The sequence below is a fragment of the Streptomyces sp. SID14478 genome, from assembly GCF_010548525.1.
Taxonomy (GTDB): Bacteria; Actinomycetota; Actinomycetes; order Streptomycetales; family Streptomycetaceae; genus Streptomyces.
Map to the genome: position 1 here is coordinate 1 of NZ_JAAGMG010000478.1, position 11,937 is coordinate 11,937.

The 11,937-nt window shown below is 70.3% G+C and carries 10 protein-coding genes and 1 pseudogene; 3 read left to right on the forward strand and 8 right to left on the reverse strand.

What is annotated here, in order from left to right; translation table 11 throughout:
- A partial coding sequence (locus tag G3I40_RS15855) for an FtsX-like permease family protein (protein ID WP_164302810.1) occupies positions 1–353 on the forward strand: 353 nt, incomplete at its 5' end.
- 64 nt (positions 354–417) lie between these two features.
- On the forward strand, positions 418–1,383 hold the full coding sequence (locus tag G3I40_RS15860) for an ABC transporter ATP-binding protein (RefSeq protein WP_164302811.1): 966 nt from the start codon (positions 418–420) through the stop codon (positions 1,381–1,383).
- Positions 1,384–1,865: 482 nt separating this feature from the next.
- On the opposite strand, the gene G3I40_RS15865 is transcribed toward G3I40_RS15860, so the two are convergent.
- Genes G3I40_RS15865 through ettA form a run of 3 tightly spaced genes read right to left on the reverse strand, consistent with a single transcriptional unit; the run spans position 1,866 to position 4,632 of the window.
- Complete coding sequence (locus G3I40_RS15865; RefSeq protein ID WP_164302812.1) at positions 1,866–2,552, reverse strand: hypothetical protein; 687 nt, start codon at positions 2,550–2,552, stop codon at positions 1,866–1,868.
- Positions 2,549–2,968 (reverse strand): thioesterase family protein, encoded by a 420-nt coding sequence (locus G3I40_RS15870; protein ID WP_164302813.1) that lies wholly within the window; start codon positions 2,966–2,968, stop codon positions 2,549–2,551. The genes G3I40_RS15865 and G3I40_RS15870 overlap by 4 nt, the downstream gene beginning before the upstream one ends.
- The gene (gene ettA, locus G3I40_RS15875; RefSeq protein ID WP_164302814.1) at positions 2,968–4,632 is read right to left on the reverse strand and encodes an energy-dependent translational throttle protein EttA; all 1,665 of its coding nucleotides are present in this window, start codon (positions 4,630–4,632) and stop codon (positions 2,968–2,970) included. Before ettA ends, G3I40_RS15870 begins: the two co-directional genes overlap by 1 nt.
- A gap of 656 nt (positions 4,633–5,288) precedes the next feature.
- Between ettA and G3I40_RS15880 the strand changes: the two genes are divergently transcribed.
- Positions 5,289–6,776, forward strand: a complete 1,488-nt coding sequence (locus G3I40_RS15880) for a pentapeptide repeat-containing protein (RefSeq protein WP_164302815.1) — start codon at positions 5,289–5,291, stop codon at positions 6,774–6,776.
- Between the two features lie 425 nt (positions 6,777–7,201).
- Here the strand turns inward: G3I40_RS15880 and G3I40_RS15885 are convergent, their stop codons facing one another.
- The 5 genes and pseudogenes from G3I40_RS15885 to G3I40_RS15905 all read right to left on the reverse strand — a co-directional run.
- Entirely contained in the window at positions 7,202–7,423 is a 222-nt protein-coding gene (locus tag G3I40_RS15885; protein WP_164302816.1) for a CarD family transcriptional regulator, read from the reverse strand.
- 232 nt (positions 7,424–7,655) lie between these two features.
- Positions 7,656–9,101 carry an argininosuccinate synthase gene (argG, locus tag G3I40_RS15890; RefSeq protein WP_164302817.1) on the reverse strand — a complete coding sequence of 482 codons (1,446 nt, stop codon included), beginning with the start codon at positions 9,099–9,101 and terminating at the stop codon, positions 7,656–7,658.
- Between the two features lie 89 nt (positions 9,102–9,190).
- Positions 9,191–10,606, reverse strand: coding sequence for a Cys-Gln thioester bond-forming surface protein (locus tag G3I40_RS15895; protein ID WP_343244942.1), 1,416 nt, complete (start codon positions 10,604–10,606; stop codon positions 9,191–9,193).
- Between the two features lie 339 nt (positions 10,607–10,945).
- The gene (locus G3I40_RS15900; protein WP_164302819.1) at positions 10,946–11,413 is read right to left on the reverse strand and encodes a single-stranded DNA-binding protein; all 468 of its coding nucleotides are present in this window, start codon (positions 11,411–11,413) and stop codon (positions 10,946–10,948) included.
- A 94-nt stretch (positions 11,414–11,507) separates the two neighbouring features.
- A pseudogene (locus tag G3I40_RS15905) lies at positions 11,508–11,937 on the reverse strand (ATP-binding protein); the annotation flags it as partial.

Below are 11,937 nucleotides of genomic sequence, written 5' to 3' on the forward strand. Positions count from 1 at the left end.
CCCCGGAACGCCTCGCGCTGCTGGCCCGGTTGCGCACCATGGGCCTCACCCGCGGCCAGGCCCGCCGCCTGATGATCCTGGAGGCGCTGCCCCAAGCCGTGCTCGCCACGGCGGGCGGCGCCCTGACCGGCTGGGCCGCGGTCCGCCTCCTGTCCCCCGGCCTCGACCTCACGAGCCTGGCCCTCGCGGACGCGGCGGGCGGCGCCGCGGCCCACCTGAGCACGGATCCCCTGTCCCTGGCGCTGCCCGCGGTGTGCGTGGTGGTCCTCGCGGTGGGGACGGCGACGCTGCAGGCGTGGTGGGCGGGACGGCGGGGCTCCGTGAAGGAGTTGAGGGCGGGTGAGGCCGCGTGAACCGGACCGGGCCCACCCGGCAGGCAGCCGACGACGCACCCACGACCCGGGAGACGGGGACCTCATGACGACCGACCACACCACTGCCTCCCCCAGCCTCGCGGAGCTGGAGGCCAGGGCCTACGCCCACCGCGACCGCCCGGCCTACGGCCACGACGCGCTCATCACCTGCGACCGGCTGGTCCGCATCTTCACCACGGACGGCGTCGAGGTGCAGGCCCTCCAGGGCCTCGATCTCCTGGTCAGGGAGGGCGAGTTGATGGCCCTGGTCGGCGCGTCCGGCAGCGGCAAGTCCACCCTGATGAACATCCTCGCGGGCCTGGACGAGCCCACCGCGGGCGCCGCCAAGGTCGCGGGCTACGACCTGCTCGCGATGGGCGCCAAGGACCGCCTGCGCTACCGGCGCGAGGCGGTGGCGTTCGTCTGGCAGCAGACGGCGCGCAACCTCCTGCCCTACCTGACGGCCACTCAGAACGTGGCGCTGCCGATGCAGTTGCGCGGCCGGACCCGCCGCGCCAAGAAGTCGGAACGCGCCACGCAGCTCCTGGACCTGCTCGGCGTCGCCGACTGCCGCGACCGCCGCCCGCAGCAGATGTCCGGCGGTCAGCAGCAGCGCGTAGCGATCGCCGTGGCCCTCGCCAACGAACCCAAGGTGCTGCTCGCCGACGAGCCCACCGGCGAACTCGACTCGCACACGGGCGAGCAGATCTTCGCCGCGTTCCGCACGGCGAACGAGGAGCTCGGCACGACGGTCGTCATCGTCACGCACGACCAGACGGTGGCGAGCGAGGTCCGCCGCACGGTCGCCATCCGTGACGGCCGTACGTCGACGGAGGTGCTGCGCCGTACGCACATCGACGCCGCCACGGGCCAGGAGTCCCTGGTCTCGCGCGAGTACGCGATGCTGGACCGCGCGGGGCGCCTCCAACTCCCCACGGAATACACGGAGTCACTGGGGATGCGGGACCGCGTCATGCTGGAACTGGAGGAGGACCACATCCAGATCTGGCCGGACGACCAGGAACGGTGACCGGCGGGCGCCGGCGGGTGACCGGTGGGCGACATCGGGCGACCGGCGTCCGACATCGGGCGACCGGTGGGCGATGCCGGGTGAGCGGCGAGTGACCGGCGGCGGGGTGCGGTGACTACGGGGTTCTGGCCGGGGGGGGGACCGGCTCCGGGCCGGGGGCGGCTCCCGGAGGGGCGTGCTCCCGGAGGGGTGCGCCTGCCAGAGGGGGCAGGCTCCCGGAGGGGTGCGCCTGCCAGAGGGGGCGGCTCCCGCAGGGGTGCGCCTGCCAGAGGGGGCAGGCTCCCGGAGGGGGCGGCTCCCGGAGGGGTGCGCCTGCCGGAGGTACAGCTTCCGGAGACACGGCTCCCGGAGGTACGCCTGCCGGAGGTACGACCTCCAGAAGTACGACTTCCGGGGGGGCACGGCCTACTGAGGTGCGCCTGCCGGAGGTACGACCTCCAGAGGTATGACTCCCGGGGGTACCACTTGCGGCGGGGACCGTCTCAGGCGGGCGTGACCGCCAGGCCGCCGAGGCCCGGCGCCGAGCCGAGGCGCAGGGCCACTGACCCGTACAACGTGCGCAGCCGCACCCAGCTCCCGGCCGCCAGCAGGTCCACCGCGTCGCCGCGCAGGAACCCGAGCGAGGCCGCCGCGTGCGCGATCCGCACCGGCACCCCGCTGCCCGCGATCTCCCGCGACCAGATGTCACGGCCGATGCCGTCGAGCGCGGCCCGGGTGCGCGCGTCGGGCGCCAACTCCTCGACCCGCGACCGGAATTCACCGACGGCGACCTTCACGAGCCCGCGCAGCGCCGTCGCGTCGGGGAAGCCGTCGACCCGCTCCCAGCCACCCCGGGGCGGCAGCACCCCGGCCCACGGCGGACCGGTGACGGCAGCCGGGACAGCGGCACTTGAGGTGCCGTCGTCCACGGAGTCGAGCAACTCCCCCGCGGACACGGTGATGTCGAGCGCGTCGTCGATGCCGTTCTCGTACGGCTTGAGCAGCCGCGCCGTCCGGACGGCGAGCACCTCGAACGACGGCGGCCGCCCGAAGACGGCGAGGGCCTGCCCGCCGGCCTGGGCCTGGAGGCGTACGGCGGCTGCCTTGTCGTAGTGCAGCAGCCGGCCCAGGAAGGCGGCGAGATCCGCCGCCTCCCCGGCGTCCGCGAAGTACAGCACGGGCGCGCTCATGCCGCGAGCGCCCCCGCGCCGTCGCCGTCGTCCCGGTACTCCTCCAGGAAGGACTTCTCCTCCGCGGTGATGCGTCGCGGCCGCTGCGCCTCGAAGTCGAACGGCACGATGACCGTCCGCGCGGACACGTACACCTCGTCCGCGTCCTTGACCTCGTAGGCGAGCGTGAACGAGGCGGCCCGTATCTGGGTCACCCACAGTTCGATGCTCACCGGCGCATGCCGGTGGACCAACTGCCGCTTGTAGTCGATCTCATGGCGCGCCACGACGGACCCCTGCTGGAAGTCCTTGTCCGGCCGGAACAGGAAGTCGATACGCGCTTCTTCGAGGTACCGAAGAAACACCACGTTGTTGACGTGGCCGTACGCATCCATGTCCGCCCAGCGCAGGGGGCAGGCGTATACGTGGCGGGCCATCAGCCGCGGGTCAGCTTCTTGTACGTGGCGCGGTGCGGCCGGGCCGCGTCCGCACCGAGGCGCTCGACCTTGTTCTTCTCGTACGAGTCGAAGTTGCCCTCGAACCAGAACCACTTGGAGTCACCCTCGTAGGCGAGGATGTGCGTGGCCACCCGGTCCAGGAACCAGCGGTCGTGGGAGACGACCACGGCGCAGCCCGGGAACTCGAGCAGCGCGTTCTCCAGGCTGCTCAGCGTCTCGACGTCGAGGTCGTTCGTCGGTTCGTCGAGGAGCAGCAGGTTGCCGCCCTGCTTGAGGGTCAGCGCCAGGTTGAGGCGGTTGCGCTCACCACCGGAGAGCACACCGGCCGGCTTCTGCTGGTCGGGGCCCTTGAAGCCGAACGCGGAGACGTACGCCCGCGACGGCATCTCGACCTGACCGACGTTGATGTAGTCGAGCTCGTCGGAGACGACCGCCCACAGCGTCTTCTTCGGGTCGATGTTGGAGCGGTTCTGGTCGACGTAGCTGATCTTGACCGTGTCGCCGACCTTGATCTGACCGGAGTCCGGCGTCTCCAGGCCCTGGATCATCTTGAACAGGGTGGTCTTACCCGCGCCGTTCGGACCGATGACACCGACGATGCCGTTGCGCGGCAGCGTGAACGACAGGTCGTCGATGAGGACCTTCTCGCCGAAGGCCTTGCTGAGGTTGTTGACCTCGACGACGATGCTGCCCAGGCGCGGGCCCGGCGGGATCTGGATCTCCTCGAAGTCCAGCTTCCGCATCTTCTCCGCCTCGGCCGCCATCTCCTCGTAGCGTGCGAGACGCGACTTGGACTTGGTCTGGCGGCCCTTGGCGTTGGAGCGGACCCACTCGAGTTCTTCCTTGAGCCGCTTCTGCCGCTTCTCGTCCTTCTTGCCCTCGACCTTGAGGCGCTCGGACTTCTTCTCCAGGTACGTGGAGTAGTTGCCCTCGTAGGGGATGGCGCGGCCGCGGTCGAGCTCGAGGATCCACTCGGCGACGTTGTCCAGGAAGTACCGGTCGTGGGTGATGGCCACGACGGTGCCCTTGTACTGGGCGAGGTGCTGCTCCAGCCAGTTCACCGACTCGGCGTCGAGGTGGTTGGTGGGCTCGTCGAGGAGCAGCAGGTCGGGCGCCTCGATGAGGAGCTTGCACAGCGCGACGCGGCGCTTCTCACCACCGGAGAGGTTGGTGACGGGCCAGTCGCCGGGCGGGCAGCCCAGGGCGTCCATGGCCTGCTCCAGCTGACCGTCGAGGTCCCACGCGTCGGCGTGGTCGAGGTCCTCCTGGAGCTTGCCCATCTCTTCCATGAGCGCGTCGGAGTAGTCGGTCGCCATGAGCTCGGCGACCTCGTTGAAGCGCTGGAGCTTGCCCATGATCTCGGCGGCGCCGTCCTGCACGTTCTGCAGCACGGTCTTCGACTCGTCGAGCTTGGGCTCCTGCATGAGGATGCCGACGCTGTAGCCGGGCGAGATGAACGCGTCACCGTTCGACGGCTGTTCAATGCCCGCCATGATCTTCAGCACGGTCGACTTACCGGCACCGTTCGGACCGACGACGCCGATCTTCGCCCCGGGGTACATGCTCAGGGTGACGTCGTCGAGGATCACCTTGTCGCCGTGCGCCTTGCGCGCCTTGCGCATGGTGTAGATGAACTCAGCCAAGAGAAACCGTCCGGCAGTCGATGTGTGGCAGCGCGGGGCCCGCGTGATGCGGCTCCACCGCGTGAGGGCAGATACACCCCATCTTGCCGCATGGCCAGTGCCAGGCGGAAACCCGTATCGCTCCGTGGGCCTGAGCCGGGGGTTCGGGGCGGGCGGTCGTAGCGGAACCGTCACTGTCGGTCGAGGTCGTCGGCCCCGGGCGACGTCTCACGGCCCCGAGACGACCCAGGCCGCCCGACACGGCCCCTCATCGGCGCTAAAACCGCTGGTTCGGCGCTGTTTCATGCCGTCGTCCGGCAATAGCACCCCTTCTCTGCCGTACGGCCACCTCCAGGCGGAAACGGGTATTCGGTTGCCGGGCGTTGGGATTCGTCGGGGCTTCGCCGCCGCTCGGCGCCCTTCATCTCCGTCGGACGGCACCGGGCGGCCGGGATTGTCCCGCGTCCACGGGCCGCCCGCCCCGCATCTCGGGGGACGGGCACGAATATTCGTCGAACCGGGTGCGGAAGCGGGCCCTACGGGCGAGGATCCGTGGGGTGACGCTCTCCCCTGCTGGTCGGCTCGGGTGCACGTACCCCTTGGGGTGCGACGGCGCCGTGGTTCCCACCCGGCGTCGGTGTCTGGCCCACCCCGCCACCTCAGCCGAACGCTTCTCCGTGCGCACGGCGATCGTGCTGGGCCTCGTGCACGATTTCCGGGGGGTGCCCTTCACCGCCGAGGCGTTCGCGGATCTGCGGGACGCGTCGTCCGCGGCGCTGAGGTCCGCGGAGTTCGACGATGCGACCTTCGGCGAGGGGGCAGACTTCGACGGCTTCGAGTTCACGGGGAAGACATCGTTCAAAGGCGCCCGCTTCCACGGCCGGGCGAGCTTCGAGAACGTCCGGTTCTTCGGAGAGGTCTCCTTCGTCGACGCCTCTTTCGCAGGGTCGTGCAGTTTCGACGGATCGACGTTCCACTACGACGGCACCGTCTTCGCCAGTCAGCCCCGAACCGTGGACCGGCCGTCGGCCGACTTCGCGCGCGTCGCCTGCGCCGGCCACCTTTCGTTCCGCGGGGTGTGGGTGGCGGCGGACTGGAACCTGTCGGGGGCCCGGATCGACGGCAGTGTGACGGTGACCGCCCGCTGTGAGGGCTCGGTAATCCTGCGCGACGTCAGGGTCTCCATGAGCACATGGATCACTCTCAACGCGCCGCACGTCGACTGTCGGGACTCCGCCTTCGACAGGTCCAGCACCCTCCGGCTGTCCAACGCGACGCTCACCTTCGACAACGCGATGTTCGGCGCCCGATCGTCGGTGGCCCACCATCCCGGCACGCTGACACTCCCGCGGGCTCCCGACCCTGGAGCGGCCACCAGGGCAAACGTCCGTCCGCGTGTGGTCAGCATGCGGCACGTCGACGTCTCACCCCTGTTGTTCGTCGAACTGGACCTGCGCACCTGTCTCTTCGCAGACGTTCACAACCTCGATCAACTGCGCTTCCGGTCGTGCCGTTTCGAGGAACCCTCCCCCGGCCGCTTCCTCGGCATGCGGACGCGTCCCGTACGGCGCCGCGTCATAGCGGACGAGGTGGCGTCACCGCGCGTCGAACCCAGTTCCGTCGCCGCGCTCTACCGCCAGTTGCGCAAGGCTCTGGAGGAAGGGAAGAACGAGCCAGGGGCGTCCGACTTCTATTACGGAGAGATGGAGATGCGCCGTCTTCCTGAGGCGACGGAGACGACACCGGCCGAGCGGTTCCTGCTCCACGTCTATTGGGGGCTGTCCGGGTACGGAATGCGCGCGATGCGTGCGCTGGGCTGGCTGCTCGTGGCCGTGACGGCGACGGTCGCGCTGATGATGGGCCTGGGGCTGCCGGACTCCGATCCCCAGCAGATCGTGACCGGCACTCTTCCCTCGGCCAGGGGGCGCGTGGTCCTCCGGGTGGACAGCTCCGAACCCGAACTGACCCTGGCGGTGCACGACAGGTTCTCCGCGCAGCGGGCCAACTCTGCGCTCAGGATCGTCCTCAACTCCGTCGTGTTCCGCTCCAGCGGGCAGAATCTGACGCCCGCGGGCGCCTACATCGAGATGGTGAGCCGCTTCGCCGAACCCCTGCTCATCACGCTTGCCGCGCTTGCGGTCCTGGGGCGCATCAAGCGGGGCTGAGTGCACCCTCTTCCGGACATCCGAGTCCAGATACATGAACGGGTCCGGACACACGGGCCCGTCCCGACGCCGCTCCGCGTGTACACGCACCTGATGCCCAACGGCGAGACCGGACGCGGAACGCCATCACTGCGATGCACCGGGCCGTCGGTCACGCCCACGACGACCCTAAGACGGCCCAAGCCGCCTGACATGGCCCCTCATCGGCGCTAGAACCGCTGGTGGGGGCTGTTTTACGCCCTCGCTCGGCAAGTAACACCCCAGCTTGCCGTACGGCTTCCCGCGGGAGGGAAACCCGTATCACCGGGCGTCCATGACCTACCTGGACGTTCCTTGGCCACCGCTGTAGTTGATCCGGTCACCGGACGTGTCCGGCGAACGCAGGAGAGCCGTCTCGGGCGGCCCTGAGACGGCTTCGGCCTGGATTAGAGCTTGGTCATTTTGGTGTACGGGCTCAGGATCCGCAGTTGCGTCGAACCGAAATCCACGAGCGCCGCGACGCCGTCCTCGATCCCGATCACCCGGCCGAGGCCGTGCATGTCGTGCGTGACCCGGTCGCCCACGTCGAAGTGCTTGAGCGGCGACGCGGCCGGGGCTTTGAAGGGACTGGTGGACAGATAGCGCTTCGGTGCAGCTGGCTTTGTCATCGCTTCCCAGTATGCGGCCGCGCGCTTCCGTTTACTACGGCCTTAGGTCTCAGCTGCCCGGCCGATCTCAGATCGTGACTCCCCCGCGAGGCGGGCGGGGAGCGCGGTGACCCCCGCCCGCCTGCGGCGATGGACGCCGCGCCGGTGCGCTCCGGGCCCTCGGCAGGGACGACGGCAGGCCCGGCGCATGTGCGCCGGGCCTGCCGTTGACGAACCGTGGATTCCGGACGAATCAGTCCGTGCCGAACTCCATCGCCGCACGGTCGAGCGCCGCGTCCTCGTCGGAGGCCTCACCGCGGGAGGCGATCGCCTGGGCGCCGCCCTCGGGCAGCGTGCCGATCAGGCCGGTGGCGGCGGCCTGCGCGGCGCCGACCGCGGAGTCCCCGGAGCCGAGCAGGCCGAGGCCCGCGTACTGCTCCAGCTTGGCGCGCGAGTCGGCGATGTCGAGGTTGCGCATGGTGAGCTGGCCGATCCGGTCCACCGGGCCGAACGCCGAGTCCTCGGTGCGCTCCATGGAGAGCTTGTCCGGGTGGTAGCTGAACGCGGGGCCCGTGGTGTCGAGGATCGAGTAGTCCTCACCGCGCCGCAGGCGCAGGGTGACCTCGCCGGTGACGGCGGCACCGACCCAGCGCTGCAGCGACTCCCGGATCATCAGGGCCTGCGGGTCGAGCCAGCGGCCTTCGTACATGAGGCGACCGAGGCGGCGGCCCTCGGCGTGGTACTGGGCGAGGGTGTCCTCGTTGTGGATCGCGTTCACCAGGCGCTCGTACGCGGCGTGGAGGAGGGCCATGCCCGGGGCCTCGTAGATGCCGCGGCTCTTCGCCTCGATGATCCGGTTCTCGATCTGGTCGGACATGCCCAGGCCGTGGCGGCCGCCGATCGCGTTGGCCTCCATCACCAGATCGACGGCGGAGGCGAACTCCTTGCCGTTGACCGTGACGGGCCGGCCCTTCTCGAAGCCGATCGTCACGTCCTCGGTCTCGATCTCGACCGACGGGTCCCAGAACTTGACGCCCATGATGGGCTCGACCGTCTCCACGCCCGTGTCGAGGTGTTCGAGGATCTTGGCCTCGTGGGTGGCACCCCAGATGTTGGCGTCGGTGGAGTACGCCTTCTCCGTGCTGTCCCGGTAGGGCAGGTCGTGGGCGACCAGCCACTCCGACATCTCCTTGCGGCCGCCCAACTCGGCCACGAAGCCCGCGTCGAGCCACGGCTTGTAGATCCGCAGGTTCGGGTTGGCGAGCAGGCCGTAGCGGTAGAACCGCTCGATGTCGTTGCCCTTGTACGTCGAGCCGTCGCCCCAGATCTGGACGTTGTCCTCGAGCATCGCGCGGACCAGGAGCGTGCCGGTGACGGCGCGGCCCAGCGGCGTGGTGTTGAAGTAGGCGCGGCCGCCCGAGCGGATGTGGAACGCGCCGCAGGTGAGCGCGGCGAGCCCCTCCTCGACGAGCGCCTCGCGGCAGTCGACCAGGCGGGCGATCTCGGCACCGTACGACTTCGCTCGACCGGGGACCGAGTCGATGTCGGGCTCGTCGTATTGGCCGATGTTCGCCGTGTACGTGCAGGGCACCGCGCCCTTGTCACGCATCCACGCGACCGCGACCGAGGTGTCGAGGCCACCCGAGAAGGCGATGCCGACGCGCTCGCCGACGGGGAGAGAGGTGAGGACCTTGGACATAGGAAGAGTATGCATCATCTCGCATGATCATGCAAAGGGCCTGCATGCCCATACGGACGTGACGTACGTCCCTCACCCTCCCCTCGTACTCACTCGCCCTCGGTCGGGGCCTTCTTCTTCCGGACCAGCACCAGGGCGGCGCCGCCGACCACGACCAGCAGGACGGCGATCCCCACGATCACCGGCGTCGCGTTCGAGGCACCCGTCTCGGCGAGGTCCGCGCCGTCCACGCCCGTCCCGCCGACGGACGCCGGGCTCGGCTGGATTGTGGCCTGCGTGGTCAGGCCGTCGTCCTCGGCCCCGACCACGGCCGCCGCCACCGTCCGGCAGTCGAGCACCCCGCGCAGCCGCTTCTCGAAGCCGTGCGGCCCCTTGATCGTGAAGTCGTACGCCTGGTCCTCCTGCAGCGGAATCGTCACCGTCCGCGTGGCCCCGGCCTCGATCGTGTGCTCGACGCCCATCAGGGAGAAGGTGAACGGCTTCTCCCCTCCGTTGACCGCGGTGATGTCCACGCCGCCCTTCGCGCAGTTCTTCCGCGCGGACAGTGCGGGCACCGCGCCGGCGCTCGCCCAGTTCGCCGTCGCGGTCGCGGAGACCGTGGACTCGCTGGAGCCCGCGAGGATCTGCGTCTGGCTGCGGGTCTCGGCGGTGAAGGCGCGCCCGACCGGAACCGTCGTCGATGCCTGCACGGTCAGCGCCGCCGAGCCCGGCGCGGCGTCCTCGGGCACGTCGAAGAAGACCTGGCTGCCGTCGGCGGCGGAGTCGACCGGCTTGCCGCTCTTGTCGACGACCCGCACCCCACCGGCCGCGGCGGGCGGCGTCACGGTGACGGCGTCGGCGTTCGTGTGCACGGTGACCGGGCCGAGCCGCTCCCCCGGGCGCCCGGAGAGGGCCCCCGGCGTCAGCGTCAACGAAGCCTGGGGCTCGGCCAGTTGGCGTGCGCTCTTCTGCAGATAGTCCGCGAGCTTCTCGGCGGCGGGGCTCACGGCGTCGACGTCGGCCTGGTCCGAGTAGCGCCAGATGGCGACCTGGGTGCCGGCCGCGGCGTCCTGCTCGGTCAGCGCGCCCGCCCCGGCCTTGCGGGCGAGCGCGGCCAGGTCGTTGACCTGAGGGTAGGAGTTCTGCAGGATCCAGCGGATCCTGCCCGCCTCCGCGTTGCCGTTGAGCGAGGTGCCGCTCCAGGACGTCTCCTGGTACTTGGCGTCCGTCTGGGTCGGGTTGTGGAGGTCGATGCAGTACGTCTGCAGCATCCCGCCGCCGTCGACGCTCATCCGGAACAGGCCCGCGGAGACCTTCTCGTCGCGTCCGCCGTCGTGGATCACGGCCGTCCCGTACGTCTCCAGGCCGCCCAGCGTGGCGCTCGCGCCGCCCTGCTCCTTGTTCACGTCGTCCGCGAAGGCCGTCCCGGTGCCGGATATCGCCCCGGTCACCACGAGGCCCGACACCAGGGCCGCCGCGGCGAGGCGAGCGGAGCCCCGCCCTCGGCGTCCGAGCCGTGAGAGCACTGAAAACACGTAATTCCCTTCAGGCAGGACGCTGTGACACATGGGGAGGCGTCCCGCCGACAGAATCAAGCCCCTTGGAGCGCCGGGGATCCTGGAGTTCCTGGCACTCCGGAACTCCTCGCACTCCGGAACTCCCGGAACTCCCGGATCTCGTCAACCTCTTGAAGCTCACTAAGCCCTTTGAGGTACGCCCGGCATCCTAAATAGGCGGCCTGTCGCGATCCCCTGAGGTGTCGCCCGGTACACGATCCGCATCGCAATCGTTATCGCCCGGACCGTCGCCGAACCGGGCTTATCGACAAATCCCCCGGACGCAGCGCCCGATAAGCCGCACTTCGGTCACCCCACCGGCTCCGGAGCCGGCACCGGTTCCGGATCGATCTCGAACGACGGCTCGCTCCTTGCCTGTTGCCGCGCCCGCTGCGTCTCCTCCGCCTCCGCGCCCGGCCTCCTGGCGGCCCGGCGGAACGCAGCGGTGCCGCGCGACAGATCGTGTCCGACCGTCGTCGCCTGGATGTCCGCCGACGTCCAGTGCTGCCCCCCGCGCTCCTCGTCGCGTACCTTCAACCTGCCCTGGACGATGACCGGTTCACCGATCGACACCGAGCCCTGCACATTGGCACCGAGCGGGCCCCTGGCCCACACCGTGAAGAAGTTCGTGTGCCCGTCCACCCACGTGTTCTGCACCGGGTCGAAACGGCGCGGCGTCACCGCGAGCCGGAACCGCGCCACCGGCCCGGTCGGCAGCTCCCGGTACACCGGTGTCGTCGCGACGTTCCCCACCACGGTCAACAGCGTCTCGTTCATGTCCTGCGTCCCCCGTCCGGATCGCGGCCCGAGCCCGCCCCGAGCCGCGTTCCCAGACTGCCCCGGCGCCGCGATCCCTGCCGACGCCTGTGTCCTACCGGCCGGTTGTGGAAATCCCGGCCACCCGTACGTACTGCTCCCGCACCTCGCGGTAGCGCAGCAGCTCCGCCGCGACGGGGTCGAGGACGCGCGCCCTGCCGCAGGCCGCGGCGGAGTCCCGCAGCCGCCGTTCCGCTTCCAGGCCGTACCGCCGGGCGGGCCCCTTCGCCGCCATCCGGCAGGCCCATTCGACGCACGGGCCGCCGACGATCCCGGTCAGCATCATCAGCACGGGGACGCCCAGGTTCGGCTCAGCGACGCCGACGATCTGGCCCAGCAGCCAGAGCCCGCCCAGGACTTGGAGGACCGTCATCGACGCCTGGGCGAGCACGGCCAGCGGCCACCACCCCGGCCGCGGCGGCCGTGTCGACCCGCTTCCGTACGCGGCCCCGGCACCGCCCCGGACGCCGCCCGTCTGCGCCGAG